25 protein-coding genes and 1 other RNA gene are annotated in these 26,531 nt (G+C 71.8%); 17 read left to right on the top strand and 9 right to left on the bottom strand.

The features are described 5' to 3' along the window. Window positions 1–84: 84 nt before the first annotated feature. Both BMX97_RS18775 and BMX97_RS18770 read right to left on the bottom strand, forming a co-directional pair. Entirely contained in the window at window positions 85–1,089 is a 1,005-nt protein-coding gene (locus BMX97_RS18775; protein ID WP_091752848.1) for an alpha/beta hydrolase, read from the bottom strand. Window positions 1,090–1,235: 146 nt separating this feature from the next. Further along, window positions 1,236–2,543, bottom strand: coding sequence for an RsmB/NOP family class I SAM-dependent RNA methyltransferase (locus tag BMX97_RS18770; RefSeq protein WP_091752847.1), 1,308 nt, complete (start codon window positions 2,541–2,543; stop codon window positions 1,236–1,238). Window positions 2,544–2,669: 126 nt separating this feature from the next. Here BMX97_RS18770 and BMX97_RS18765 point away from each other — a divergent pair, with 126 nt between their 5' ends. Next, a complete protein-coding gene (locus tag BMX97_RS18765) occupies window positions 2,670–2,858 on the top strand; it encodes a hypothetical protein (RefSeq protein WP_048428920.1) in 189 nt (62 codons plus the stop codon). 115 nt (window positions 2,859–2,973) lie between these two features. On the opposite strand, the gene BMX97_RS18760 is transcribed toward BMX97_RS18765, so the two are convergent. After that, the gene (locus tag BMX97_RS18760; protein WP_091752846.1) at window positions 2,974–3,393 is read right to left on the bottom strand and encodes an MAPEG family protein; all 420 of its coding nucleotides are present in this window, start codon (window positions 3,391–3,393) and stop codon (window positions 2,974–2,976) included. Between the two features lie 143 nt (window positions 3,394–3,536). Between BMX97_RS18760 and ssrS the strand changes: the two genes are divergently transcribed. The 5 genes from ssrS to BMX97_RS18735 all read left to right on the top strand — a co-directional run bounded on the left by ssrS (window position 3,537) and on the right by BMX97_RS18735 (window position 7,418). After that, window positions 3,537–3,694: non-coding RNA, 6S RNA (gene ssrS, locus BMX97_RS18755), on the top strand. Window positions 3,695–3,704: 10 nt separating this feature from the next. Next, complete coding sequence (locus tag BMX97_RS18750; protein ID WP_091752845.1) at window positions 3,705–4,292, top strand: 5-formyltetrahydrofolate cyclo-ligase; 588 nt, start codon at window positions 3,705–3,707, stop codon at window positions 4,290–4,292. An 8-nt stretch (window positions 4,293–4,300) separates the two neighbouring features. Beyond that, window positions 4,301–5,122, top strand: coding sequence for a TIGR00282 family metallophosphoesterase (locus BMX97_RS18745; RefSeq protein ID WP_091752844.1), 822 nt, complete (start codon window positions 4,301–4,303; stop codon window positions 5,120–5,122). Window positions 5,123–5,335: 213 nt separating this feature from the next. Beyond that, complete coding sequence (locus BMX97_RS18740; protein WP_091752843.1) at window positions 5,336–6,385, top strand: MotA/TolQ/ExbB proton channel family protein; 1,050 nt, start codon at window positions 5,336–5,338, stop codon at window positions 6,383–6,385. A gap of 19 nt (window positions 6,386–6,404) precedes the next feature. Then, window positions 6,405–7,418, top strand: a complete 1,014-nt coding sequence (locus BMX97_RS18735; protein ID WP_091752842.1) for a peptidoglycan -binding protein — start codon at window positions 6,405–6,407, stop codon at window positions 7,416–7,418. A gap of 314 nt (window positions 7,419–7,732) precedes the next feature. On the opposite strand, the gene BMX97_RS18730 is transcribed toward BMX97_RS18735, so the two are convergent. Further along, window positions 7,733–9,562, bottom strand: a complete 1,830-nt coding sequence (locus BMX97_RS18730; RefSeq protein WP_091752841.1) for an ABC transporter transmembrane domain-containing protein — start codon at window positions 9,560–9,562, stop codon at window positions 7,733–7,735. Between the two features lie 227 nt (window positions 9,563–9,789). Here BMX97_RS18730 and rpmE point away from each other — a divergent pair, with 227 nt between their 5' ends. Then, window positions 9,790–10,026, top strand: coding sequence for a 50S ribosomal protein L31 (gene rpmE / locus BMX97_RS18725; protein ID WP_048464135.1), 237 nt, complete (start codon window positions 9,790–9,792; stop codon window positions 10,024–10,026). Window positions 10,027–10,211: 185 nt separating this feature from the next. Here rpmE and BMX97_RS18720 read toward each other — a convergent pair whose 3' ends face one another. Next, on the bottom strand, window positions 10,212–10,736 hold the full coding sequence (locus tag BMX97_RS18720) for a protease adaptor protein RcdA (RefSeq protein WP_091752840.1): 525 nt from the start codon (window positions 10,734–10,736) through the stop codon (window positions 10,212–10,214). Between the two features lie 685 nt (window positions 10,737–11,421). Beyond that, window positions 11,422–11,613 carry a DUF1192 domain-containing protein gene (locus tag BMX97_RS18715; RefSeq protein WP_091752839.1) on the bottom strand — a complete coding sequence of 64 codons (192 nt, stop codon included), beginning with the start codon at window positions 11,611–11,613 and terminating at the stop codon, window positions 11,422–11,424. 216 nt (window positions 11,614–11,829) lie between these two features. Between BMX97_RS18715 and rpmH the strand changes: the two genes are divergently transcribed. The 9 genes from rpmH (at window position 11,830) to pgl (ending at window position 21,755) form a co-directional block, all read left to right on the top strand. Beyond that, window positions 11,830–11,964, top strand: a complete 135-nt coding sequence (gene rpmH, locus BMX97_RS18710) for a 50S ribosomal protein L34 (RefSeq protein WP_010300405.1) — start codon at window positions 11,830–11,832, stop codon at window positions 11,962–11,964. A 30-nt stretch (window positions 11,965–11,994) separates the two neighbouring features. Continuing rightward, entirely contained in the window at window positions 11,995–12,489 is a 495-nt protein-coding gene (locus tag BMX97_RS18705; RefSeq protein WP_091752838.1) for a ribonuclease P protein component, read from the top strand. Window positions 12,490–12,606: 117 nt separating this feature from the next. After that, window positions 12,607–14,439 carry a membrane protein insertase YidC gene (gene yidC, locus BMX97_RS18700; RefSeq protein ID WP_091752837.1) on the top strand — a complete coding sequence of 611 codons (1,833 nt, stop codon included), beginning with the start codon at window positions 12,607–12,609 and terminating at the stop codon, window positions 14,437–14,439. Beyond that, window positions 14,439–15,110 (top strand): ribosome biogenesis GTP-binding protein YihA/YsxC, encoded by a 672-nt coding sequence (gene yihA, locus BMX97_RS18695; RefSeq protein WP_091752836.1) that lies wholly within the window; start codon window positions 14,439–14,441, stop codon window positions 15,108–15,110. The genes yidC and yihA overlap by 1 nt, the downstream gene beginning before the upstream one ends. Beyond that, entirely contained in the window at window positions 15,110–15,481 is a 372-nt protein-coding gene (locus tag BMX97_RS18690; protein WP_091752875.1) for a DUF423 domain-containing protein, read from the top strand. The genes yihA and BMX97_RS18690 overlap by 1 nt, the downstream gene beginning before the upstream one ends. Window positions 15,482–15,594: 113 nt before the next feature. Further along, entirely contained in the window at window positions 15,595–18,417 is a 2,823-nt protein-coding gene (locus BMX97_RS18685) for a bifunctional transaldolase/phosoglucose isomerase (RefSeq protein WP_091752835.1), read from the top strand. Between the two features lie 118 nt (window positions 18,418–18,535). Next, window positions 18,536–19,510 (top strand): phosphogluconate dehydrogenase (NAD(+)-dependent, decarboxylating), encoded by a 975-nt coding sequence (gene gnd, locus BMX97_RS18680; RefSeq protein ID WP_091752834.1) that lies wholly within the window; start codon window positions 18,536–18,538, stop codon window positions 19,508–19,510. Next, the gene (zwf, locus tag BMX97_RS18675; RefSeq protein ID WP_091752833.1) at window positions 19,507–21,039 is read left to right on the top strand and encodes a glucose-6-phosphate dehydrogenase; all 1,533 of its coding nucleotides are present in this window, start codon (window positions 19,507–19,509) and stop codon (window positions 21,037–21,039) included. Before gnd ends, zwf begins: the two co-directional genes overlap by 4 nt. Beyond that, window positions 21,036–21,755: a 6-phosphogluconolactonase gene (gene pgl, locus BMX97_RS18670; protein ID WP_091752832.1), complete on the top strand. Its 720-nt coding sequence runs from the start codon at window positions 21,036–21,038 to the stop codon at window positions 21,753–21,755. Before zwf ends, pgl begins: the two co-directional genes overlap by 4 nt. A gap of 14 nt (window positions 21,756–21,769) precedes the next feature. Here pgl and BMX97_RS18665 read toward each other — a convergent pair whose 3' ends face one another. The 3 genes from BMX97_RS18665 to BMX97_RS18655 all read right to left on the bottom strand — a co-directional run bounded on the left by BMX97_RS18665 (window position 21,770) and on the right by BMX97_RS18655 (window position 25,977). After that, window positions 21,770–23,992 carry a methyl-accepting chemotaxis protein gene (locus BMX97_RS18665; RefSeq protein ID WP_091752831.1) on the bottom strand — a complete coding sequence of 741 codons (2,223 nt, stop codon included), beginning with the start codon at window positions 23,990–23,992 and terminating at the stop codon, window positions 21,770–21,772. A gap of 341 nt (window positions 23,993–24,333) precedes the next feature. Then, window positions 24,334–25,419: a 2'-deoxycytidine 5'-triphosphate deaminase gene (locus BMX97_RS18660; protein WP_091752830.1), complete on the bottom strand. Its 1,086-nt coding sequence runs from the start codon at window positions 25,417–25,419 to the stop codon at window positions 24,334–24,336. 63 nt (window positions 25,420–25,482) lie between these two features. After that, complete coding sequence (locus BMX97_RS18655) at window positions 25,483–25,977, bottom strand: hypothetical protein (RefSeq protein ID WP_143074651.1); 495 nt, start codon at window positions 25,975–25,977, stop codon at window positions 25,483–25,485. A 131-nt stretch (window positions 25,978–26,108) separates the two neighbouring features. Between BMX97_RS18655 and apaG the strand changes: the two genes are divergently transcribed. Continuing rightward, window positions 26,109–26,501 (top strand): Co2+/Mg2+ efflux protein ApaG, encoded by a 393-nt coding sequence (gene apaG / locus BMX97_RS18650; RefSeq protein ID WP_048430246.1) that lies wholly within the window; start codon window positions 26,109–26,111, stop codon window positions 26,499–26,501. The last annotated feature ends 30 nt before the right edge of the window (window positions 26,502–26,531 follow it).

The raw sequence follows: 26,531 nt of genomic DNA, 5'->3' as shown, positions 1-26,531 counted from the left end.
CGGAGGGCGTGTCAATCGAGATTGGAAGGAGCGGTATGGCGATGTCGTAACCGCCATGGCGCCGGAGTTCGAAATTCCGGTGTCTCAGGCGCGGATGAACCCGCGCCGCCGCGCCCAGGTGGCGAACAGCCCCGGCCAGGCCGCGGCCGGGGAGCCCGGCACGCCGAGGTTGAAGCCGTGGCCGCCGCGCTCGAACAGGTGCATTTCCACCGGCACCTCGACGGCCCGCAGGGCGGAGAACATCAGCAGCGAATTCTCGACGACGGCGATCGGGTCGTCGGCGGCTTGGGCCAGGAAGGTCGGCGGAGTCTCGGGCGGCACGCGGGTCTCGACCGAATAGGCCTCGGTGGCCACGCGGGTCGGGCTGTCGCCGACGAGGACGCGGCGGCTCGAGGTACGGTCGAAGGGGGGCTTCAGGGTGATGACCGGGTAGATCAGCGCCGCGACGTCGGGCCGGGCCGAGAGCGCGTCGTCCTCGTCCACGGCCGCGTAGAGCGGCGAGGCGAAGCGGGTGCTGGCCGAGCCCATCAGGTGGCCGCCGGCGGAGAACCCCATCACGCCGATCCGGTTCGGCTCGTAGCCGTAGCGGCGGGCCCGGGCGCGGGCCAGCCGCACCGCCCGCATGGCATCCTGGATCGGCGCGTCGGCGCCCGCCGCCCAGCCCTCGCCCGGGAGACGATAGACCAGCGCGAAGGCGGTGACGCCGAGGCCGTTGAGCCAGAGCCCGACCGGCACCGCCTCGTGACCGAGATCGATGCGGCGGTAGCCGCCGCCGGCGGCGATCACCATCGCGCTGCCGGTGGGCCTGGCCGGGCGCATCACCAGCAGGCAGGGCTCGACCACGCCGGTGACGACCCCTTCGCGGCTCTCGTCGAAGCGCGGGCCCTCGGGGTTCGGCCCCCCTCCTCCCGGCGGCTTGCCGGGCCAGAGGCGCAACACCTCCAGGGTGGAACCGGGGGCGGTCCGCGGCGGCGCATCGTGCCCGAGGGGCGGATCCCCGGCCGGCGGGACGACCGGTTGCGCCACGGCCTCCGGCGCGACGGCGAGGGCGGCCGCGCCCGTGAGCAACGTCCTGCGATGCAGCACCATGCCGACCGTCCGACACTCTCGAAGACCCGGCGACGCGGGAGGGCGCGCCGGCCGGGATGACCCCTCGTCCGATCTGCATAAGCGAAGCGATCGCAGATGCACGGCAGAAAAATGCCGACCGGGGCGGGAAACCCCGGCCGGGCCCGTCACGAGCGATCCGGCCCGCGCTCGAGGAGCGCGACATAGAAGCCGTCGGTACCGGTCCGCTCCGGGCTCATCTGGATCCCGTGGGCGGTGCGGCGCACCCGCTCGGCGATGGACGCCGGCAGGTCGAGTGGGCGCAGCGCGAGGTCGTCGCGCCGCGCCGCCAGCCCCGCCACCGCCGCGTCGTTCTCCTGCGGCAGGAGCGAGCAGGTGACGTAGACGATCCGCCCGCCCGGCCGCGCCAGGCGCGCCGCCCGGTCGAGCACCGCCTCCTGCTCGGCGACGCGGGTCGCGAGGCTGCCGGGGCGCAGGCGCCACTTGGCGTCCGGGTTGCGCCGCCAGGTGCCGGCGCCGGTGCATGGCGCGTCGACCAGCACGAGGTCGGCGCTGCCGTCGAGGTCGGCCATCACGTCGGGCCGGCCTGCATCGCGCTTTCCCTGGCCGCCGCGCGGCGTGCGCACCTCGGCCCTGGCGCCGGCCCGGCGCAGGCGCTCGTGGATCGGCGCCAGGCGGCGCGGGTCGCCGTCGGTGGCGACGAGCCGGCCCTCGTTGCCCATCAGGGCGGCGAGCGCCAGGGTCTTGCCGCCGCCGCCGGCGCAGAGGTCGACCACCGTCATCCCGGGCTTGGCGCCGGAGAGGCGGGCGGCGAGCTGCGAGCCCTCGTCCTGGATCTCGAACCAGCCGTCCAGGAATTCCGGCTCGACGTGGAGGGCCGGGCCGCGGCCGTCCTCGCCGAGCGGCACCCGCAACCCGTCCGGTGCCAGGGGCGTCGGCTCCGAGTTGAGATGGGCCAGCGCCTCCCGGGTGGCGTCGCGGCTCGCCTTCAGGGTGTTGACCCGGATGTCGAGGGGAGCCCGGCGGGCGAGCGCCCGCAGTTCCGGCAGGAGGTCGTCGCCGAATGCCGATGCCAGCGACGGCACGATCCATTCCGGCACGTCGCCGGCGACGTGGACGGGGGCGTCGCCGAGCGTCCCGGTCTCGAGCCGGGTCCGCTCGGCCTCGGTGAGCGGGGCGGGGGCGAAGCGCTCGCCGGTGAACAGTTCGGCGATGGTCTGGGCGGCGAGCCCGCGCTGGAGCCGCAGCGAGCCGATCAGCACGGCGCGGGGAGAATCGTCGCCCATGATCCAGGCGGCGGAGGCGCGGCGGCGCAGCGCGTCGTAGACGAGCGTGGCGATGGTGGCGCGGTCGCCCGAGCCGGCGAAGCGGTGGGCGAGGCCCCAATCCTTGAGGGCGTCGGCGACCGGGCGGCGGCGCTCGGCGATGTCGGCCAGGACCTCGATGGCGGCGGAGAGGCGGGCGCCCGGGGTCATCGCGAAACCGCCGATCCCGAAACCGCCACGGTCATGCCGCGGGAACGGCCCGACACGGCCAAGCTTTCGGCCCGGACGGTCCCGACACCTTGGCCGTTCGTTCCCCAAGGCCGGAGTATCGCCCGCATGATCCGTCGTCCCATTCCGTCCGCCCTCGCCGTGAGTCTGGCCGCGTTGATCGCGCTGTCGGCCGGCGCCTGCGCCACCGCCCCGGCGGCGCCGGCCGTCGACCTGACGCCGCCCCCGCCCCGGCCCTACGACGCCAAGACGCAGCTCGAATACGGCAACCCGCCGCCGCGGGCACCGCGCTACTGAGACCGCCCCCTTAGCCTCCCCGCCCCACGAAGGCGAGGAGGCGCATCGTCCCCGGCGCCCGGGGCGGTCCGTCGGGCCTGTTGCCTCTCGCCGTCGGGCGAGCGGCACCTTGCCGTCAGGCGAGCAGGATCTCGACGGCGAAGACGAACCACATCGCCAGCAGCACGAGCGCCCCGGCGAGGAAGGCCTGGAAGCGCCGGATCACCACGTTGCTGGTGGCGTAGATGCCCGCGTGCACGATCCGGGTCAGCACGAACAGCCAGGCGAGGCCGACGAACAGCGTGTCGCCCTGCCGCGTCGCCAGCGCGAGCCCGACGACGGCGTAGAACAGCACCGGCAGCTCGAACTGGTTGGCAAACGCGTTCGAGACCTGCTGCACCGGCGCCGGCCAGGTCCGCTCGCCGAGCGAGATGTCCTGCACGCGGACCGCCCCCGCCCGCGCCGCGGCGAAGCGCACCCGCCCGGTCCAGAACAGCAGGCAGAAGGTCAGGAGAACCTGGACGAAGACGGGGGCGAGAAGGGCCTTGAAGCTCATGGTGGTCGATCCCTGGCTGGTCCGATCCGTGAAGGGGGCATTCGACGGGACCGGCGGTCCCGGGAGGCCTCGCCGCGCATCCACCCCCAAATCCCCCGGACGGCCCCCTTTCGCAACGGGCGTCGCGGCGCTACATGAGGTCGGCGGGGCTGCGGCTCTCGTCAGGAGACACATTCCCCGGGGCCTTATCGACTCCCTCGGGAGCTGTCACTGCCCTGGTCCGTGGACCGGGGCATAACGGCGCCCACCTACTTCGTAGGTTTCCCGGGATCGATTCTCCAACGGCTCTCGTGGCCCCGCGCTGGACCAGCATGACGACCGACGCTTCCCCCGATCCCTCGAAGTCCGCGTTGCGCAAGGCGGCGCTGGCACGGCGGGACGGGCTGACGGTCGAGGCGCGAGACGCCGCCTCCCGTCGCATCGCCGAGATCGTCCTCTCCCTTCCCGAGATCGCCCGCGCCGAGGTCGTGTCGGCCTACTGGCCGATCCGCAGCGAGGTCGACGTGCGGCCGCTGATCGCGGCCCTGCGCGCCCGCGGCCAGGCGGTGGCGCTGCCGCAGGTGACGGCCGACGGCCTGGTGTTCCGCCTCGCGGCCGAGGACGACGCGCTCAGCACCGGCGGCTTCGGCTTGAGCGAGCCGGGGCCGGACGCGCCGGTGGTCGATCCCCGCGCGCTGCTGGTGCCGCTCGCCGCCTTCGACCGGCGGGGCCACCGCATCGGCTACGGCAAGGGCTATTACGACCGGGCGCTCGCCCGCCTCGACGCGCGCGAGCGCGCGCTCGCCATCGGCATCGCCTTCGCGGCCCAGGAGACGCCCGTCGTGCCCGACGGTCCGTACGACCGGGCCCTCGACGGGATCGTGACCGAGACCGGCCTGATCCACCCCACCGGAGACTGACCACCGCCATGCGCCTCCTCTTCCTCGGCGACATCGTCGGCCGGCCCGGCCGGCTGGCGGTGAGCGAGCGTCTGCCGGCCCTGCGCGAGCGCTGGCGCCTCGACTGCGTGGTGATCAACGGCGAGAACGCCGCCGGCGGCTTCGGCATCACCGAGAGCATCTGCGACGAGTTGATCAATGCCGGGGCCGACGCGGTGACGCTCGGCAACCACTCCTTCGACCAGCGCGAGGCGATGGTGTTCATCGCCCGCCAGCCGCGTCTGGTGCGCCCGGCGAACTACCCGCCCGGCACCCCCGGCCGCGGCGCCACGGTGGTCGAGACCCAGAGCGGCGCCCGGGTGCTCGTCGTCAACGTGATGGGGCGGATCTTCCTCGATCCCCTCGACGATCCCTTCGCGGCGGCCGAGCGCGAGCTGTCGGCCTGCCCGCTCCGCGACGCCGCCGACGCGGTGATCGTCGACGTCCACGCCGAGGCGACGAGCGAGAAGGAGGCCTTCGGCTGGTTCCTCGACGGCCGGGCGAGCCTGGTGGTCGGCACCCACACCCACGTTCCCACCGCTGACCACCGCATCCTGCCGGGCGGCACCGCCTACATGTCCGACGTCGGCATGTGCGGCGACTACGATTCGGTGCTCGGCATGCAGAAGGACGAGCCGGTGCGCCGCTTCCTGCAGAAAACCCCCGGCAGCCGCCTCGAGGCCGCGACCGGCGAGGGCACCTTGTGCGGCATCGCGGTCGAGACCGACGACGCCACCGGCCTCGCCCGCCGGGTGAGCCCGGTGCGCCTCGGGCCGCATCTCGAGGAGACCTGGCCGCGGCACTGGGACTGACCGCACCCGGGACCCGCGAATCCGCGGTGGACTAAGCACTTTCGGACGACGCGGCCGGGGCAGGACAAGCCCGGCGCCGGCTTGATCGTCCCGGCGGCACCCGGCACAGTGCCGGCACCGTTGCCCCGGGGGATCCTTCAGGGCGGCGGCGACCCGGCATCCCGGGCGCGGCGCCCCTCCGGGCCCCGTCCGCCACAGTGAGTACGGCCCGCGATGGCGGCGAGCGCTGCGTCCCCTCCCCTGACATCGCCGCGGATCTACCTCGTCCGCATGGTGGTGTTCCTGGTCCTGGCCGGGTTCCTGGCCTTCGTGCTGTACCGCCAGATCGTGCCGGCCTTCATGGCCAATCCGGGTCTCAACGGCCTGATCGTCGGCGCGACGCTGATCGCCATCGTGATGGCCTTCGGGCAGGTGCAGCGGCTCTTCCGGGAGGTGCGCTTCGCCAACCGCGTCGCGGAGGGCGCGCCCGATGCCGGAAGCCCCCGGGTGCTCGCGGCGCTCGCCCCGGCGCTGCGCGAGGCGAAGAGTGGCCGGCCCCACCCGCAGGGGCAGTTCCAGCCCCTCCTCGACACGGTGGCCTCGCGCCTCGACGAGGGGCGCGAGATCCTGCGCTACGTCGGCGGCCTCCTGATCCTGCTCGGCCTGCTCGGCACCTTCTGGGGCCTCATCGACACCCTGTCGGCGGTGGGCGGCGTGATCCGCTCGATGCGGGCCGGCGGCGGCGACGCCGCGGTGATGTTCGATGAATTGAAGAGCGGCCTCGCGGTGCCGCTGTCGGGGATCGGGTTGGCCTTCTCGGCCTCGCTGTTCGGCCTCGCCGGCTCCCTGGTGATCGGCTTTCTCGACCTCCAGGCGGGCCAGGCCCATACCCGGTTCTACAACGAGCTGGAGGATTGGCTCGTCACCGCCGCCGGTCCGGCGCCCGCCCCGGTGCCGGTCCCCGTGACCGTGCCGGCGGCGGCCTCCCTCGCCCAGGCCGGGCCGCGCCCGCCCGAGCCCGCGCCGCGCGAGCCGCGGAGCGAGGCCGCCCTGAAGGAGGTCGCCGACGCGATGACGCGGCTCGGCACGCTGGTCGGCGACGGTACCACCCACAGCCGGGCGAGCACGCAGGCGATGGCGAACCTCGCCGAGGGCATCCAGGGCCTCGTCCAGCACATGCGGGCCGAGCAGCAGATGATCCGCGACTGGGTCGAGGCGCAGGCCAACCGCGAGCGCGAACTGAAGCAGGTGCTCGACCGCCTCGCCCGGGAGAAGGTCGAGTGAGCGCCGGAGACCCCGCCTGATGGCCGGCCGCCTCGTCCGGCGCGACCGCGCGCTCAACGTCTGGCCCGGCTACGTCGACGCCCTGACGACGCTGCTGCTGTCCGTCGTCTTCCTGCTCACCATCTTCGTCACCGGCCAGTTCTTCCTGTCGCAGGAATTGTCGGGCCGCGACACGGTGCTGGAGCGGCTGAACCGCCAGATCTCGGAGCTCACCGACCTCCTGGCGCTGGAGCGCTCGGGCAAGCGGGCCCTGGAGGAGAGCGCCGCCTCCCTGCGGGCGAACCTGTCCGGGTCGGAAGCCGAGCGGGCGCGCCTGCAAGGCCTGCTCGCCAGCGGCCAGGGCGCCGAGGGCAAGGCGGCCGAGCTCGGCCGCCAGCTCGATGCCGAGAAAGGCGCCAGCGCCCGGGCGCTGAGCCAGGTCGACCTCCTCACCCAGCAGATCTCGGCGATGCGCCAGCAGCTCGCCGCGCTCGAGGACGCGCTCGCGGCCTCCGAGACCCGCGACCGCGAGAGCCAAGCCCGCATCGCCGATCTCGGCAGCCGCCTCAACGTGGCGCTCGCCCAGCGGGTGCAGGAGCTGGCGCGCTACCGCTCCGACTTTTTCGGACGCCTGCGCCAGATCCTCGGCAACCGGCCCGACATCCGCATCGTCGGCGACCGCTTCGTGCTGCAATCCGAGGTGCTGTTCTCCGCCGGACAGGCGGTTCTGAAACCCGAGGCCGGCCCGGAGATCGACCGGATCGCCAGCGCGATCCTGGAGCTCAACCGCCAGATCCCGGCCGACATCCCCTGGGTGCTGCGGGTCGACGGCCATACCGACGCGCGGCCGATCGCGTCGTCGCAGTTCCCCTCGAACTGGGCGCTGTCGGCGGCCCGCGCCATCGCGGTGGTGCAGTACCTCGTGGGCAAGGGCATCCCGCCCCAGCGCCTGCTCGCCGGGGCCTTCGGCGAGTTCCAGCCCCTCGAGGCCGGGACGAGCGAGGAGGCCTATGCGCGCAACCGGCGGATCGAGATGAAGCTGACGGAGCGGTGACGGGCGTCCCGCCGGTCGGCCGGGAGCGGACTCGCCCCGAGGATGCGGGAGAGAAAAAGCCCGCAGAACGGGGCGGGTGTTGTTTTAGATCTCGCTTGGCTTTGTTTGAATTTTTTGTTCCGCGAACTGCCTCGTCCTGAGTTGTCGGTCGATTGGAAATCGACCGATCCCGAAGGATATTCAGGAATCCGAAACGATCCCCGGACTCGTCTTTCGAGGCCATTCGATCGCCGATCGATCGATATCTCGGGATGAGATCGTGAATCGGGCAGGAACCCCTCTCGCGACATCGATCCCATCACTCGACCAAGCCCCTACACCTCCGCGACCTGCCGCTCTCCCGCCGGGTCCATCCCGGCCCCGAACTGCAGCGACGCCAGTTGCGCGTAGAGCCCGCCGCGGGCGAGCAGGGCGTCGTGGGTGCCCTGCTCGGCGATGCGGCCGTCCTCCATGACCAGGATGCGGTCGGCCGCCCGGATGGTGGCGAGGCGGTGGGCGATGACCAGGGTGGTGCGGTCCTTCATCAGCACGTCGAGCGCGGCCTGCACCGCCCGCTCGCTCTCGGCGTCGAGCGCCGAGGTCGCCTCGTCGAGGAGCAGGATCGGGGCGTCCTTCAGGATCGCCCGGGCGATCGCGATGCGCTGGCGCTGGCCGCCCGAGAGGGTGACGCCGCGCTCGCCGACCAGGGTCGCGTAGCCCTCCGGCAGAGCCCGGATGAAGCCGTCGGCATGGGCCTGCGCCGCGGCCTTCTCGACCTCGGCCTCGCTCGCCTCGGGCCGGCCGTACCGGATGTTGTCGAGGATGCTGCCGCTGAACACCGTCGGGTCCTGCGACACCAGGGCCATGCGGGCGCGCAGGGCCTCGGGCTCGGCCGCGTCGACCGGCACGCCGTCCACCCGCACGGTGCCGGATTCCGGGTCGTAGAAGCGCAGCAGCAGCTGCAGCACCGTGCTCTTGCCGGCACCCGAGGGGCCGACGAGGGCGACGCGCTCGCCCGGCGCCACGACGAAGCTGAGGTCGTGCAAGGCCGGCATCTCGGGCCGGGTCGGGTAGTGGAAGCGCACCCGCTCGAAGGCGATCTCGCCGCGCGGCGGGATCGGCAGGGCGCGGGGCCGGTCGGGGGCGCCGATCGCCGGCACGGTGTCGAGGATCTCGGCGAGGCGCTCGGCGGCCCCGGCCGCGAGGGTCAGTTCGCCGTACACCTCCGAGAGCTGGCCGAGCGCGCTGGCGCCGAACACCGCGTAGAGCACGAACTGCGACAGCTGGCCGGCCGAGAGCGTGCCGGCGGCCACCCCTTGCGCGCCGTACCACAGCACGCCGACGACGCTGGCCGAGATCAGGAAGATCGCCACGCCCGTGAGCAGCGCTCGCGCCCGCGCGGAGGCGCGGGAGGCCAGGAACGCGTCCTCGGACGCGGCGGCGAAGCGCTTGGCGGTGGCGCCGGCCATGCCGAAGGCCTGCATGGTGCGCACGGCGCCCACCGCCTCGGTGGCGAAGGCCGAGGCGTCGGCGAGCCGGTCCTGCGCGGCCCGCGAGCGGCGGCGCACCCCGCGGCCGGAGAGGATCAGCGGGAAAACGATCAGCGGGATCGCGGCGAGGACCAGCACCGAGAGCCGCGGGCTCGTCCACACCATCATGCCGATGGCGCCGGTGAACAGAAACAGGTTGCGCAGCAGGATCGAGAGCGAGACGCCGAAGACCGACTTCACCTGCGCGGCATCCGCGGTGAGGCGCGAGACCAGCTCGCCGCTGCGCGCCCTGTCGAAGAAGGCGGGATCGAGGGTCGTCAGCCGCGCGAACACCGCGGCGCGCAGGTCCGCCACCACCCGCTCGCCGAGCGTCACGACGCAGTAGTAGCGCGCCGCGCTCGCCACCGCGAGCACCGCCACCACGCCGATCAGCCCGCCGAAATAGGCGTCGATCATCCCGACCTCGCCGTGCGAGAAGCCGAGATCCACCACCCGCCGCACCGCGATCGGCACCACCAGGGTCGCCCCCGAGGCGGCGACGAGCGCGACGACCGCCGCGGCGATGCGGCCCTTGTAGCGCGCCGCGAACGGGAAGAGGGGCTTGAGAGCCCCCAGGGCAGCGCGGGGACGGGCGGTCTCGGGTCGGGCCGGGGATCGTGCCGGGGATCGTGCCATGTGGCGTGCCATGTGCGGGTGTCGTGCTGTCCGGGTGCCGGCGCTTGTTTGGCGCACGGAGGTGAGGTATAGGCCGCCGCTCATCCGATTACGCGCGATCAATGGCCGCGGCCCGAAGCGGAGCGTTCGGCGCGGGTCGCACTCTTTAGGAATTCGTCATGGCAAAGCAAGCAGCCCCCGCCGCCAAGCAGGCGATCCCCGCCGGCAAGTCGGTCGCGACCCCCAAGGTGGCCCGCACCGCGACCGAGCACCCGGACTACCACTTCATCAAGGTGGTGCTGACCGACGGCAGCTCGTTCATGACCCGCTCCACCTACGGCAAGGAGGGCGACACCCTCAACCTCGACATCGATCCGAGCACGCACCCGGCCTGGACCGGCGGCGAGCAGAAGCTCATGGATCGCGGCGGCCGCCTCTCGCGCTTCAACTCGCGCTTCGCCGGCATCTCGTTCGGCAAGAAGTAAGCCTCACGGCCGCTGCTTCGCGCGAAAAAAGCCCCGGCCTCGCGGCCGGGGCTTTTTTCGTGCCCGCGTGCTCGCCGCCGGCATCACCGGATGCGGGCGACCGCCCTCCCCGGCCGAGCGCGAATCGCATCGCCGGCCCGCCCCGGGGGACAGGCCGGCGATGCGATTCGCCCGGGGGGGCGCCGTCAGCCGAAGGCGACGCGCAGCATGTCGTGCTGGGCGAAGACCGGGCTCACCCGCGGCTCGGGGGTCGGGCGATCGTCGGAGATCAGCCGGTCGAGGTGCAGGATGCGGGCGTGCAGCCGCTTCGACTGGCCGATCAGGGCCTGGAGTGACAGCGGCAGCTCGGCGACGAGGACCGGGGTGGCCTCGTTGGTCTCGGCGGTGGTCAGGCGGACCCGGGTCTTCTCCTCGGCCGCCTCGCTCAGGCTCAGCTCGCCCTCGGACACCGCGCGCTGGACCAGCAGCCAGGAGGCGATCTGCATCAGCCGGGTGGTGAGCCGCATGCTCTCGCTGGCATAGGTCAGGGCGGCGTGGCGGGCGAGGAGGCGCGACTCGTCGCGGCCGGGTCCGTCGAGATAGGCCGCGGTCTCCTCCACGAGGGTCATGCCCTCGCGAAACAGCAGCTTGAAGCCCTCGGAGGCCACGAACGTCTCGCCGAAGCGCACGGTGGGCTGCTCGTCCCGAAACATCACGTCCATCACGCCCATGATCCCTCCTGTGCCACCGCGACGCCGGTCCCGTGTCGGTACGGGACATTCACGGTGCGCTCGGGCTGACTGGCGCAACGATAGCGCCATCGGGCGGGCCGCGCGCCGTCAACGAAAAGTTAACCTTAACGTCAACGCGGTCGGGGGACGGACGATCCCGAGCCCTTCGAGAAATCTGGGCCGGAAAAAAGAAAGCCGCCCCGATGGGGCGGCGAAAGAGTCGTACAGGGAGGCATCAAACAGAGTGGACAGAAAAACCACTCGACATCCAGAAAGCTGGACCGCCTTGGTTATCGCCCGGAAGGCTTAAAAAATGGTTAACGCTGTCGGTCGCCCGCCGGGGAAGCGGCGAGGCGGCAACGGGATGGCGGGGCGAGGGCAAGGGATCGAACCGGACGAACCGACGCCTTCGAGGTCGGGCGCCTCCCCTCCCCCCGGCGAGTCCGGGCGGGCCATGATAAGAAAGACGCCGGCCAGCCTGCATCCGCGGCGGCATCGCTGGGACGAGAGCGTCGTCAGGTCGCGATGGAGCGTGGACCGCGCTTCATAGGTGCCTCGGCATAGGTGCCTCGGCCTCGCGTGCCGACGAACGCGACCGGTGCCGGGCTTCTCCGACCCCGCCCCTGCCGTCCCGCGCCGGAACGGGCGCGCCCGGACACGTCCCGTTCCGGGACCGGGAAAACCCTCAGAACTTGAACGCCGCCCGGGCCGCCTCCTGAGAGGCCTGCTTGCGGCGGCGATCCTCCTCGAGCCGGGCGATCTCCCAGCGCAGGGCCTCGATCCGCTCGTCGAGGTCGGAGACCGACAGGGCCGAGAGGTCCTGGCCGATCTCGTGCACGTTGCGCGGCCGCGTTGCGCGCTCGGCCTCGTCGAACATCGGCGTCTCCCTACGAAAAACCATGCTCCGGCGGTCGCCGCCGGATGCCCGGGCGGATCCTTAACGCGATTGACTCGCAGGGGCCATTCCGCCATACACCGGCGCGACGTGACCGCGCCCCATTCGGGCGCGGTTCGCTTTCGTCGAGACATTCTGGACCACGAGGGCCTCGGCAGCGCCAGGAGCGCGGCCGGCCCCGGCCTTCGGAGACATGCCGTGAAGAGAACCTATCAACCGTCCAAGCTCGTGCGCAAGCGCCGCCACGGCTTCCGTGCCCGCATGGCCACCGTCGGCGGCCGCAAGGTCATCGCCGCCCGCCGCGCCCGCGGCCGCAAGCGCCTGTCGGCGTAAGGGCAGCCCGCGGTGCCCGAGCGCGCCGCGATGCCCGGCGGTGAACCGCCGGTCGGCCGGATCACCCGGCGCCCGGACTATCTGGCGGCGGCCAAGGGCCGCCGTTTCCATACCGAGCGCCTGACGGCGCAGGGCCGCCTGCGGGACGATGGACCGCCGGGCGGCCTGCGCGTGGGCTTCACCGTGACGAAGCGCGAGGGCCACGCCACCGAGCGCAACCGCATCCGCCGCCGCCTCAAGGTGGCGGCGCAGATCGCGGCGACGCAGGCCGGCCCGGCGCAGCGGGACAAGCCCGCCGACGTCGTGCTGATCGGCCGGCGCGACGCTCTCTCGGCGTCCTTCGCGCAGCTGGTCGACGACGTCCGCCAGGCCCTCGGCGTGGTGACGAAACCGAAGGCGCCGCGGGATCCCTCGAAGGATCACGGTCGCCCCGCGCGGAGCGGGGGGCGGGGTCGCGGCGGGGCGCGGAGCCCGGGCGGGGCCGACGCCGCGCCGCAGGGCGCGCCCCCGAAACGGAATTCATGAGGCGGTGCCGGCAAGCCGGTATCGCCTCGTCGTGTTGGTCGTGAGGGCCGGATGCGCGCGGGCCGCCTTTGGCCCGTCGGTCGGCCCCGCTCTTTTGGCGGCAGGCGTCGCGGGTCCATGGGTAACGACAAGACGAACATGATCATCGCCGTGGTGCTGTCGCTGGCAGTGCTCCTCGGCTGGAACTACTTCGTCAGCGCGCCGCAGGTGGAGCGCCAGCGGCAGGAGCAGGCCGCCAAGCAGGCGCAGGCCGCAAAGGACGGCCCGGCGGCGAGCCCGCGCGAGGGCGGCCCCGCCAGCCCGCTGCCCGGCACCCTGCCGGGGGCGCCCAACGGCAGCCCGGCCCTGGCGGCGAGCCGCGCCGAGGCGCTGGCCCGCTCGCCGCGGGTCCGCATCGACACCCCGGCGCTCGCCGGCTCGGTGGCGCTCAAGGGCGGCCGCATCGACGACGTGCTGCTGAAGAACTATCACGAGACCGTCGACAACGCGTCGCCGCGCATCGAGCTGCTGTCGCCGACCGGCTCGGCCAACCCGTACTATGCCGAGTTCGGCTGGGTCGGCCAGAATGCCGGTCCGCTGCCGGGCGGCGACACGCTGTGGACCGCCGAGGGCGACGCCCTCACCCCCGAGAAGCCCCTGGTCCTGACCTGGGACAACGGTGCCGGCCTCACCTTCCGCCGCACCATCTCGGTCGACGACAAGTTCATGTTCACGATCGCCGACACGGTCGAGAACAAGGGCGCCAACGCCGTCAGCCTCCTGCCCTACGGCCTCGTCTCGCGCTGGGGCAAGCCGCACACGCAGGGCTACTACGTGCTCCACGAGGGCATGATCGGCGTGCTCGGCGACAAGGGCCTGCAGGAATACACCTACGACAAGCTCGGCAAGGAGAACCCCCTCGGCACGCCCGGCACCCGCGGCCTGTCCTGGACCGGCGTGACCGGCGGCTTCCTCGGCATCACCGACAAGTACTGGGCCGCCACCGCGATCCCCGACCAGAAGACGCCCTATACCGGCTCCTTCACCGAGCGCGACGAGGGCGCCACCAAGGTCTACCAGGCGAGCAGCCTCGGCGAGGCCAAGCAGCTCGCCCCCGGCGCCACCGTGTCGTCGGAGCAGCGCCTGTTCGCCGGCGCCAAGGAAGTCGGGGCGATCGACGGCTACGAGAAGTCGCTCAGCATCAAGCGCTTCGACCTGCTGATCGACTGGGGCTGGTTCTATTTCATCACCAAGCCGATGTTCAAGGCGCTGGACTTCTTCTACCGGCTGTTCGGCAACTTCGGCGTCTCGATCCTGATCGTCACCCTGCTGCTCAAGCTGCTGTTCCTGCCGATCGCCAACCGCTCCTACGTCTCGATGGCCAAGATGAAGGCCGTCCAGCCGGAGATGACCGCGATCCGCGAGCGCTACGCCGACGACAAGGTGAAGCAGCAGCAGGCGATGATGGAGCTGTACAAGAAGGAGAAGATCAACCCGGTCGCCGGCTGCTGGCCGGTCCTGGTGCAGATCCCGGTCTTCTTCTCGCTCTACAAGGTGCTGTTCGTCACCATCGAGATGCGGCACGCGCCGTTCTTCGGCTGGATCCGCGACCTCGCGGCGCCGGACCCGACCTCGCTGTTCAACCTGTTCGGCCTCCTGCCCTACACCCCGCCGGACTTCCTCCACCTCGGCATCTGGCCGCTCATCATGGGCGTGACGATGTTCGTGCAGATGAAGATGAACCCCGCGCCGCCGGACCCGGTCCAGGCCCAGGTCTTCACCTTCATGCCGATCATCTTCACATTCATGCTCGGCTCGTTCCCGGCCGGCCTGGTGATCTACTGGGCCTGGAACAACACCCTGTCGGTGATCCAGCAATACGTGATCATGCGGCGCAACGGGGTAAAGGTGGAGCTGTGGGACAACTTGCGCTCGACGTTCTCCCGCGCACCCAAGGCCGCGAAGAGCTGATGCAGCACGAGCCTCAAACGGAGGCCGAGAAGGCGGCCGCCCTGCGCGAAGCGGGGCGGCTGCTCTTTGCCGGCTCGGCCGACTTCTTCTACGCCGCCGACAAGCTCGCGATCCTGCCGCCGATGCGGGGGCACGAGATCGCCTTCGCGGGCCGCTCCAACGTCGGCAAGTCGAGCCTGATCAACGCGCTCACCGGCCGCAACGCGCTGGCGCGCACCTCGCACACGCCGGGGCGCACCCAGCAGCTCAACTTCTTCGACATCGGCGGCGGCAAGCTCGTCCTCGTCGACATGCCGGGCTACGGCTACGCGGCGGTCGAGAAGGCGAAGGTCGCGGCCTGGACCGAGCTGATCCACGACTACCTGCGCGGCCGGGCCAACCTCGCCCGGGTCTACTTGCTGATCGACTCGCGCCACGGCATCAAGCCGATCGACGCCGAGGTGCTGGATGGGCTCGACAAGGCCGCGGTCTCCTACCAGATCGTGCTGACGAAGTCGGACGCCCTCAAGAAGCACGAGATCGAGGCCCGGCTCGACGCGACGAGGACGGCGATCGCCCGGCGGCCGGCGGCCTACCCGGAGATCATCCTGACCTCGAGCCGCACCGACGACGGCGTGACGGACCTGCGCGCCAGCATCGCCCGGCTGCTCTCCGAGCGCGGCGAGGCATGATGCCTCTCGCCGACCGGATGCTGATCGCGCTCGCCGGCCTCGCCGGCGCGCTCGGCGTCGGCCTCTCGGCGGCGGCCGCCCACATCGCCGGGGCGACGAGCCTCGCCACGGCGGCGCAGTTCCTGCTCTTCCACGCCCCCGCCCTCCTCGGACTCGCCCTGCTCGCCGGGAGCGGACGGGCGCATCCGGTCCCGGCGCGGATCGCCGGCTTCGCGCTGGCGCTCGGCCTCGCGCTGTTCTCCGGCGACCTCTCGATGCGGGCGTTGCTGCAACAGCCGCTCTTCCCGATGGCGGCGCCGAGCGGCGGCATGATCCTGATCCTCGGCTGGGTGCTGGTCGCGGTCGCGGCGTTCTGGCCCGTCCGGCGCTAAGACGCGACGCGGCACATCGTTTTTCGGCCCTACAGTCAAGCTTAGCTCATCCTACCCCCTGGACAGCGCCCCCGTGCGGGCCACATCTGCGACAACCACGCGGAGACCCAGGCATGAACCCGCTCAAGAAACTGCACGCCGAACAGGACCAGGCCGTCTGGCTCGATTTCGTGGCCCGGGGCTTCGTTCAGGAGGGCGGGCTCAAGCGCCTGGTGGACGAGGACGGCCTGCGCGGCGTCACCTCCAACCCGGCGATCTTCGAGAAGGCGATCGGCCACTCGGACGAGTACGACGACGCCATCAAGGCGGCGGGCGACCAGCGGGTGATCGACCTCTACGAGGGGCTCGCCATCGCCGACATCCAGGCGGCGGCCGACGTGCTGCGCCCGGTCTTCGACGCCAGCGGCGGGCAGGACGGCTTCGTCAGCCTGGAAGTCTCGCCCTACCTGGCGCTGAACACCGCCGAGACGCTGGCCGAGGCGCGCCGCCTCCACGCGGCGGTCGCCCGCGACAACCTGATGGTGAAGGTGCCGGCGACGCCCGAGGGCATCCCGGCGATCCGCGACCTCACGGCGGACGGCATCAACATCAACGTCACGCTGCTCTTCTCCCAGGACGCCTACGAGCAGGTGGCCAACGCCTATATCGAGGGCCTGGAGCAATTCGCGGCCGCGGGCGGCGACGTCGCCCGGGTCGCCAGCGTGGCGAGCTTCTTCATCAGCCGCATCGACGCGGCGGTGGACAAGCTGCTGGACGAGAAGGTCAAGGCGGGCGGCGACGAGGCGGCGCTCGAAGGCCTCAAGGGCAAGGTCGCGATCGCCAACGCCAAGCTCGCCTATCGGCGCTACAAGCGTCTCTTCGCCGGCGACCGCTGGGACAAGCTCGCCGCCAAGGGCGCGCATCCGCAGCGCCTGCTCTGGGCCTCCACCGGCGTCAAAAGCAAGGCCTATTCCGACGTGCTCTACGTCGAGGAGCTGATCGGGCCCAACACCGTCAACACCATCCCGCCGGCGACGATGGACGCGTTCCGCGACCACGGCACGGTGCGGGCGAGCCTGGAAGAGGGTGTCGACGAGGCCGAGCGGGTGCTCGCCGATCTCGCGAAGACCGGCATCGACCTCGACGCCGTGGCGCGCCAACTCGTCGAGGAGGGCGTGCAGCTCTTCGTCGACGCCGCCGACAAGCTTCTCGGCGCGGTCGCCGGCAAGCGACAGAAATTCCTCGGCACCGGGCTCGACCGGCAGGCTTTAGCGCTCGGCAGCCTCGACGAGCCGCTGAAGAAGGCCATCGAGACTTGGCGCAAGGACGGCCTGGTGCGCCGGCTGTGGCAGCGCGATGCGAGCGTGTGGAGCGGCGCCGACGAGGCGCAGTGGCTCGGCTGGCTCTCCATCGTCGAGGACGAACTGGCGAAGGCCGGCGACTACGCCGCCTTCGGTCGAGAAGTGAAGCAGGAGGGCTTCACCGACGCGGTGGTGCTCGGCATGGGCGGCTCCAGCCTCGGCCCGGAGGTGCTCGCCGAGACCTTCGGACAGCAGCCCGGCTTCCCGCGCCTGCGCATCCTCGATTCGACCGATCCGGACGAGGTGCGGGCGGTCGAGGCCGCGGTGAACCTCGAGCGCACGCTGTTCATCGTCGCCTCGAAGTCGGGCTCGACCCTCGAGCCCAACGTGTTTCGCGATTACTTCCTCGGCCGGATGCGCGACGTGGTCGGCCACGACAAGGCCGGCCGCCACTTCGTCGCCGTGACCGATCCGGGCTCGGCGATGGAGAAGGCCGCCAAGGACGACGGCTTCCGGCGCATCTTCTACGGCGTGAAGCAGATCGGCGGGCGCTACTCGGTGCTCTCGGCCTTCGGGCTGGTGCCGGCAGCCGCCATGGGTCTCGACGTCGAGGCATTCCTGGAGAGCGCCCGCGTCATGGTGCGCTCCTGCGGCCCCGACGTGCCGCCGGACCTGAACCCGGGCGTGCAGCTCGGCCTGGTACTGGGCAAGGCGGCGACGGAAGCCGGCCGCGACAAGGTCACGCTGATCGCCGCGAAGGGCATCGACACGTTCGGCGCCTGGGCCGAGCAGCTCATCGCCGAATCGACCGGCAAGGAGGGCAAGGGCCTCATCCCGATCGACAACGAGCCGCTCGCCGCCCCCGCCGCCTACGGCAACGACCGGGTCTTCGTGCAGCTCCGCCTGGAGGGCGCGACCGATGCCGGCCAGGACGCCGCCGTGACGGCGCTGGAGCAGGCCGGCCACCCGGTGGTGCGGATCGACCTCGCGTCGAAGGCGAGCCTGCCGCAGGAGTTCTTCCGCTTCGAGATCGCGACGGCGGTGGCGGGCGCGGTGCTCGGCATCAACCCGTTCGACCAGCCCGACGTCGAGGCGAGCAAGATCAAGACCCGCGAGCTCTTCTCGGCCGCCGAGAAGGATGGCGCGCTCCCGGCCGAGACGCCGGTGGCCGAGGACGACACCTTCGCGCTCTACACCGACCCGGCGAATGCCGACGCCCTGCGCAAGGCCGGGGCCGGCACCGACCCGGCGAGCTGGATCAAGGCGCAGATCGGGCGCGTGGGCCCGGGCGACTACGTCGCGCTGCTCGCCTACGTCACCCGCAACCCCGAGCACCTGAAGCCGCTCCAGGAGGCCCGGATGGCCCTGCGCGAGGCCCGGCACGTCGCGACCTGTGCCGAGTTCGGGCCGCGCTTCCTGCACTCGACCGGCCAAGCCTACAAGGGCGGGCCCGACAGCGGCGTCTTCCTCCAGATCACCTCGGAGGCGCCCGACCTCGCGATCCCCGGCCGCAGCCTCGGCTTCGCCACCGTGATCGCCGCCCAGGCGCGGGGCGATTTCGGCGTCCTGTCCGATCGCGGCCGCCGGGCCCTGCGGGTCCACATCAAGGGCGATGTCGCCACGGGGCTCGACCGGCTGAAGTCGGCGCTTAGTTAGCTCCTCCAACGCGATCTCCCCTCTCCCGTGTGGGAGAGGAGACCGCGACAGACGACATGTGACGGGCCCCCACGCCCACGGGCCGCCGGCCCCGGCCTCGCCGGCGAGGAGTGACACGATGCAACTCGGCATGGTCGGTCTCGGTCGGATGGGCGGCAACATCGTCCGCCGCCTCCTGCGCAACGGGCACACGGCGGTGGTGTTCGACCAGGACCCCAAGGCCGTGGCGGCCCTGGTGCAGGAGGGCGCGGTCGGCGCCGACAGCCTGGAGGACTTCGTCGCCAAGCTCGACGTGCCGCGCACCGCCTGGGTGATGCTCCCGGCGGGCGACCCGACCGAGGTCACGGTGATGAAGATCGCCGGCCTGATGCAGCCCGACGACGTGATCATCGACGGCGGCAACTCGTTCTACAAGGACGACGTGCGCCGCGCCGCGGTGCTGAACGAGAAGGGCCTGCACTACGTCGACGTCGGCACGTCGGGCGGCGTCTGGGGCCTGGAGCGCGGCTACTGCATGATGATCGGCGGCCACAAGGCGGCGGTCGACCGGCTCGACCCGATCTTCAAGACGCTCGCGCCCGGCCTCGGCGAGGTCTCGCGCACGCCCGGCCGCGACGGCCGCGACCCGCGCGCCGAACACGGCTACATCCATGCCGGCCCGAGCGGCGCCGGCCACTTCGTCAAGATGATCCACAACGGCATCGAGTACGGCCTGATGCAGGCCTATGCCGAGGGCTTCGACATCCTCAAGCACGCCAACTCGGCGGAACTGCCGGAGGCGCAGCGCTTCGACCTCAACATCGGCGACATCGCGGAGGTCTGGCGTCGCGGCAGCGTGGTCTCGTCCTGGCTCCTCGACCTCACGGCGACGGCTTTGGCCGGCGACGAGAACCTCGACGCCTTCTCGGGCCACGTCGCCGATTCGGGCGAGGGCCGCTGGACGCTGAACGCCGCCATCGAGGAGGCGGTGCCGGCCCACGTCCTGTCGGCCGCGCTCTACGCCCGCTTCCGCTCGCGCCAGGAAGCGACCTACGCCGACAAGCTGCTCTCGGCGATGCGCAAGGGCTTCGGCGGCCACCAGGAGCCGAAATGACCTCCGCCATGGCCGAGGGGGCCGCGCCCCCGCCCGCCTGCACCCTGGTGATCTTCGGGGCGACCGGCGACCTCACCCACCGGCTCCTGATGCCGGCGCTCTACAATCTCGGCCGCTGGGGCCTGCTGCCGAAAGAGTTTTCCGTGATCGGCGTCAGCCGCACGGAGATGTCCTCCGAGGAGTTCCGCTCCGAGCTGAGCGAGACCGTGCGCGGCTTCATCACCGCCAAGGGGGGTGAGGCCGGCGGCGGGTCGTTCGACGAGGGCGTGTGGAGCGACCTCGTCGGGCGCGTCCATTACCGCTCGGGCGACCTCTCCGATTCCGCGTTCTTCGGGGAGCTGAAGGGCGCGATCGCCGAAATCTCCGGCGCGGAGGATGGCGGCAACGTCCTGTTCTACCTCGCGGTCGCCGCCGGCCTGTTCGGCCAGACCATCGCCAAGCTCGGCGAGGCCGGGCTGACCGAGGAGGCGGACGGCCGCTGGCGCCGGGTCATCATCGAGAAGCCGTTCGGCCACGACCTGCCCTCGGCGGAAAAGCTCGACGCCGACATCCTGAAGGTCCTGTCCGAGGACCAGATCTTCCGCATCGACCACTTCCTCGGCAAGGAGACGGTGCAGAACATCATGGCGTTCCGGTTCGGCAACGGCCTGTTCGAGCCGCTGTGGAACCGCGATCACATCGACCACGTCCAGATCACCGTCGCCGAGACGGTGGGGGTGGAAGGCCGGGGCAAGTTCTACGAGGCCACCGGCGCGCTGCGCGACATGGTGCCGAACCACCTCTTCCAGCTCTACACGCTGGTCGCCATGGAGCCGCCGATCTCGTTCGAGGCCGAGGCCGTGCGCGACAAGAAGGAGGAGGTGCTGCTCGCCACCCCCTCGGCGCGCCCCGAGGACGCGGTGCGGGGCCGCTACACGGCCGGCACCGTCGACGGCAAGGCGGTGAAGGACTACCGCGAGGAGCCGGATGTCGCCGGCGACAGCGACACCGAGACCTTCGTGGCCTTGAAGCTCGGCATCGACAACTGGCGCTGGGCCGGCGTGCCGTTCTACCTGCGCACCGGCAAGGCGATGACCCGGCGCGACACCGAGATCGCGATCCGCTTCAAGCAGGCGCCGCTGTCGCTGTTCAAGGGCACCAACGTCCACGAGGACGTGCCGAACTGGCTGGTGCTGCAATTGCAGCCCGACGAGGGCATCTCGCTGCAGTTCGGCGCCAAGATCCCGGGCCCGGCGGTGCGGCTCGGCAGCGTCGACATGCGGTTCTGCTACAAGGACTACTTCCAGACCGAGCCGAGCACCGGCTACGAGACGCTGATCTACGACGCGATGATCGGCGACCCGACCCTGTTCCAGCGCGCCGACATGATCGAGGCCGGCTGGCGCATCGTCCAGCCGATCCTCGACGCCGCGGCGCAGGAGCAGCTGGAAACGATCCCCTACGAGGCCGGCAGCGCCGGACCCAAGCAAGCCGACGATCTGTTGACCGGCGAGGGGCGCGCCTGGCGCTCGCTGGAGCATCCGACATGAGCACACTCCCCGCAGGCCATCGGGTGCTGCCCGACGCGGACGCCGTCGCCCACGCGGCGGCCGGGCGGCTGGTCGGGATCGCGGCGGCCAGGCAGGGCCGGATCGGGATCTGCCTGTCGGGCGGCTCGACCCCGAAACTCCTCTACCGGCTGCTCGCCGGGCCGGAATTCCGCGAGCGCCTGCCCTGGGAGCGCCTGCACTGGTTCTTCGGCGACGAGCGGGTCGGCGACGGGCCGGAGGCCGGCAGCAACCGGCGGCTGGCCGAGGAGGCGTTCGGGGACCTCGTCCCGCGCGGCCACCTCCACCCGATTCCGACCGATCGTGCGCCCGAGGCCTGTGCGGCCGACTACGAGGCGGAGCTGAAGGCCTGGTACGGCGCGGACCGGCTCGATCCGGCCCGGCCGCTCTTCGATTGCGTGCTCCTCGGCCTCGGCGAGGACGGACACACCGCCTCGCTGTTTCCGGGCAAGCCTGGGGCGCGGGAGGCGACGGCCTGGGTGGTGGCGGTGCCGGAGGCCGGCCTCGCCCCGTTCGTGCCGCGGGTGAGCCTCGCAAGGCCGGCGCTCGAGGCGACGCCGCTCGCCCTGTTCCTGGTGACCGGCGCGGGCAAGCGGGAACCGCTCGCCCGCCTCGCCGCCGGCGAGGACCTGCCGGCGGGCCGGGTGCGCGCCGCCGGCGAGACGGTCTGGCTCCTCGACGACGCGGCGGCGGAGTAGATCCCCCGACCTCCTCAGGCGCTCCGCACCGAGACCAGGAACCGCGAGACCTCTGCGTTCAGGTGCTCGGACTGGCGCGACAGATCGGAAGCCGAGGACAGCACCTGCGCGGCCGCGGCGCCCGCGCCCTCGGCGGCGCTCGCCACCCCGGCGATGGTGCCGGTGACCTCGCCGGTGCGGGTCGCGGCCTGCGCGACGTTGCGGACGATCTCCTGGGTCGCCGCCGACTGCTCCTCCACCGCCGCCGCGATGGCGGTGGCGAGCGCGTCGATCTCGCGGATGCGCCCGGTGATCGACCCGATGGCGCCGACCGCCTGTCCGGTCACGCCCTGGACCTGGGCGATCTGGCGGGCGATCTCGTCGGTGGCCCGGCTGGTCTGGTTGGCCAGTTCCTTGACCTCGGCGGCGACCACCGCGAAGCCGCGGCCCGCCTCGCCGGCCCGCGCCGCCTCGATCGTGGCATTCAGCGCGAGAAGGTTGGTCTGCCCGGCGATGGTCGAGATCATGCTGACCACGTCGCCGATGCGCGACGCCGCCTGGGTCAGGGCGTTGACGAGGCCCGCGGTCTCGTCGGCCTGCCGCACCGCGGCCTGCGCCAGATCGGCCGAGCCGTGGACCTGGCGGCCGATCTCCTGCACCGAGGCGCCGAGTTCTTCCGCCGCCGCCGCCACCGTGCCGACATTCGAGGCCGCCTCCCGGGCGGCCTGCGCCACCGAGGCCGAGCGGGTCGCCGTCTCGCCCGCGCTCGTCGTCATGCCGTGGGCGGTAGCCTGCAACTCCGTCGCCGAGGACGAGACGAGGCCGACCACGCTGCCGACCGCGCGCTCGAACGTGTCGGCGAGCGCCGCCATGGCGCGGTGGCGGTCGGCCGCCGCCGCGGCCTCGGCGGCGCGCCGGATCTCCGCCTGCTCCTCGGCCCGCCGGGAGACCAGCGCACGGATCGCCTCGACGGCGCGGCCGACGGCGCCGATCTCGTCCGTGCGGTCCGACCCCGGGATCGCCCTGATCTCGTCGCCGCGCGCCATCGCCTGCAGCGCCAGCGCCAGTCGCGAGAGCGGATTCGCAAGGGTGCTCGCCAGGCCGTACATCACCCCGACCGCCCCGATCGCGACGAGGAGCCCGACGAGGAGCTGCCAGGACAGATCGGTCCGGGCCCGGCCGGACAGGGCCGTGCCGAGCGCCGCCGCATCCGCCATCACGGCCCCGCGCGGCAGGGCGATCAGGATCGACCACGCGGTGCCGGTGCGGCCGAGGCCGACCGGGGCGACGACCCGGAACTCGTCGAGCGTGGCGTCGTAGCCGACGAAGCTCTGCGCCGCCCGGATCGTCGTGTCGTAGGCGGCCCAGCCGGCGTCGTTCTCGCCGAGGGGATGGCCGATGCGCTTGGCGTCACGGCTCGAGGCGATCACCAGGCCGGACTGGGACACGATCGTGACCGAGCCCTGGCCCTGGTACATCGACGTGCTCGCCGCCTCGGCCGCCTTCTGCACGAAGGACAGGTCGAAATCGGTGCCCGTCACACCCGCGAACCGGCCGCCGACGGTGAGCGGCACCGAGATGGTGGCGAGGTAGACCGACTGCCCCTGGACGACGTAGGGCAGCGGTGCCAGCAGGCTCTCGCGCCCGGTCTCCTTCGGCCCGAGATACCAGCCGCCCTTCATCACGCCGTTCGGGTGCAGGTCGCGGCTGTCGTACTCGACCAGCGGCTGGACGGCGATCCGGCCGTCGGCGCTGCGGGTCCAGTAGGGCAGCGCCCGGCCGGTGGAATCCGCGCCGACGTCGCGCCGGTTGGCGAAGCTCTCGTCGACCCCGTCGAGGGCGTTCGGCTCCCAGGCGCTGTAGGTTCCGTTGAAATCCGGGTTGCGCTTCAGCACCCCGAGCAGGAAGTCGTTGAGGACGGTGCGCATCTGCGCCGGCTTCGCGCCCGCCTTGCCGGTCGTCAGCGCCTCGAGGATGCCGGAGGTGTTGCGCGCCGCCGCGAAGGCGAAGTCGAGCTTGTGCTGGATCGTCGTCGCCTGATTCGCCGCGATGGCCTGGAGATAGGTGCGGCTCTTCTCGTCGAGCACCGTCTCGAAGGTCTTCGTCACGAACTGGCTGTTGCTGATCGTCGAGTAGGCGCCGAACCCGACGATCAGCATCGAGGCGACGAGGCCGCAGGTGCTGGAGGCGGCGATGATCTTGAACTTGACCGACCGGAAGAACGAGACCTTGTCACTCTGCGCGTGACCGGACACCATGACGATCGCCCCCGTTGCGTGGATGCCTTGGCTTCGATCGACAGTCTGCACAAGCAACGTCCGGCGATCTTGCGGGTCTCGATTGTCCGCAGTCGCACTAACAAATAGTAAATTTCAAAATTTGCTATGGTCTAAGTTAGATCGTCCGTTAGATTTGATACTGGATTGATCGAGATCAAGGCGCGGGGGTGAAACCACGTCAGGCCGCACTTCAGGCGCGAAGTCGGTATTTCCCTTTCACCGTAAGGGCGTAGTCCGGCCCCCTACGCCAACGGCCCGGGACGTGGAGGCGTCCCGGGCCGTCGCGAGGTGGTGAGCGGGCGGGCCGAAAAAGGCCGGCGTCAGACGAAATGCTTCGAGAGCTTCAGCCCCTGCGCCTGGTAGTTCGAGCCGGCGGCGCTGCCGTAGAGGGCGGCGGGGCGGCTCGCCATCCGCTCGTAGACGAGCCGGCCGACGATCTGGCCGTCCTCCAGCATGAACGGCACGTCGCGCGAGCGCACCTCCAGCACCGCCCGGGCGCCGGTGCCGCCGGCCTCGGCATGGCCGAAGCCGGGGTCGAAGAAGCCGGCGTAGTGGACCCGGAACTCGCCGACGAGGGGATCGAACGGCACCATCTCGGCGGCGAAGTCCGGCGGCACCTGCACCGCCTCCTTCGAGGCCAGGATGTAGAACTGGCCCGGATCGAGGATGAGCGTGCCCGATCCGTCGGCCCGCAGGGGCTCCCAGAACTCGGCGGCCGGATAGGATCGCGGCCGGTCGACGTCGACGAGGCCGGTATGGCGCTTGGCGCGGTAGCCGATCAGCCCGTCGAAGCCCGAGAGATCGACCGAGACGGCGACGCCGCCCTGGAACGACGGGTCGGCGCAATCGACCAGCGGGGTCGTGGCGTGCAAGCGGGCGAGCGCGGCGTCGTCGAGCCGCACCGCGCCGCGGCGGAAGCGCAGCTGCGACAGGCGCGAGCCGGTGCGCACCAGCACCGGGAAGGTGCGGGGCGAGATCTCGGCGAAGAGCGGCCCGGCATAGCCGGCCTCGACCATGTCGAATTCGCGCGCCTGGTCGGTGATGACGCGGGTGAACACGTCGATGCGCCCGGTCGAGCTCTTCGGGTTGGCGCTGGCGGCCAGATCCGGCGGCAGGGCCACGCCCTCCTGCAACTCGGCGATGTAGACGCAGCCGGTCTCCAGCACCGCGCCCTGGCGCAGGTCGATCTCGTGCAGCTTGAGCTTGTCGAGGCAGGCGGCGACGTCGCGGGTGCGCCCCGGCAGGAAGCTCGCCCGCACCCGCCAGGCCCGGCCGCCGAGGCGCAGGTCGAGGCTCGCCGGCTGGATCTGGTCGTCCGCGAAGGGGCTGGCTGGCCGGATCACCCCGGCGCTCGCGAGTGCCGCGATGCCCTCCGCCGATTGAATCCCGTCCTCGAGCTTCACCATGACACGTCCATCCTCAACGGGTCTTTGTCGCAGGAGCGGGGTTTCCACGACGTGAAGAGCTCCTCACGCCTCGTCGCGCACGCCCCGGTCGAGGGCAAGCGCGAGGCTCGCCCGGGCGATCGCCCCCATCGCGGTGAGGCCGGCGAGCGCCGCGACGATCGGGGCCGCCCGCTCGGGCAGCAGGATCAGGCCGGAGAGCGCGAGCGCCGCGACGGTATCGGCGACCCGCCCCCCGGCCAGGACCAGGGTGTGGAGGTCGAGGCCCGGCGCCGCAAGCCCGCGCCTGGCCGCGAGCCAGCCGGCGAGCCGCGCCGCCGCGATCTGCAGGAGGAGCGCGGCGAGCAGAGCGGCCGCCGGCCAGCCGGGCATCCGCCAGGCGAGCGCGAGCGCCAGGGCGACGCGCAGCCACGGCCCCTCCCCGCGTCCCGGGTCCGAGGGCCGATGCGCGAGCCCGCGCCAGGCGGCGAGGAGGACGAAGCAGACGGGATCGGCGCGCAGGGCCAGCGCCAGCGCGGCACCGAGGCCCGCGACGGCTGTGGACGAGGAAGGAAGCCGCATGACGGGGTGGGGCGCCTCGTGCAGGATTACCGACCGCATTCGCCGGCAATTGACGATCCGGGAGGCCGGACGTACCACGACGCCCGCCGGCCGTCGCGCTTGATGCGCGGGCCGCCAGCGGAGGTTTCCCGATGTACAAGGCCGAGACCCGCGGCATCAGCGTGTCGGTGCAGCCGCGCTTCGTGGAAGAAGAATCCTCGCCCGACAGCGGCCGCTACTTCTTTGCCTATACGGTGGAGATCACCAACAACGGAAGCGAGCAGGTGCAGCTGCGCTCCCGGCACTGGCGCATCGTCGACGGGCGCGGCGAGATGCAGGAAGTGCGCGGCGCCGGCGTCGTCGGCAAGCAGCCGGTGCTCGGGCCCGGCGAGTCGTTCAGCTACACCAGCGGCTGCCCCCTCACCACGCCGGACGGCACCATGGAGGGCACCTACACGATGTCCACCGCCGACGGTGACAGCTTCGAGGCCGCGATCCCCGCCTTCTCGCTCGACTCGCCGCATGTGCGCCGGGTGATGCACTAACACCGACCCGTGCTCGGGCGTCTGGGGGCG

This window comes from Methylobacterium sp. ap11, assembly GCF_900110515.1.
In the GTDB taxonomy this organism is placed as follows: Bacteria; Pseudomonadota; Alphaproteobacteria; order Rhizobiales; family Beijerinckiaceae; genus Methylobacterium; species Methylobacterium ajmalii.
The sequence above is the reverse complement of the archived record's forward strand: the minus strand, read 5'-3'. Positions and strand labels throughout refer to the sequence as shown.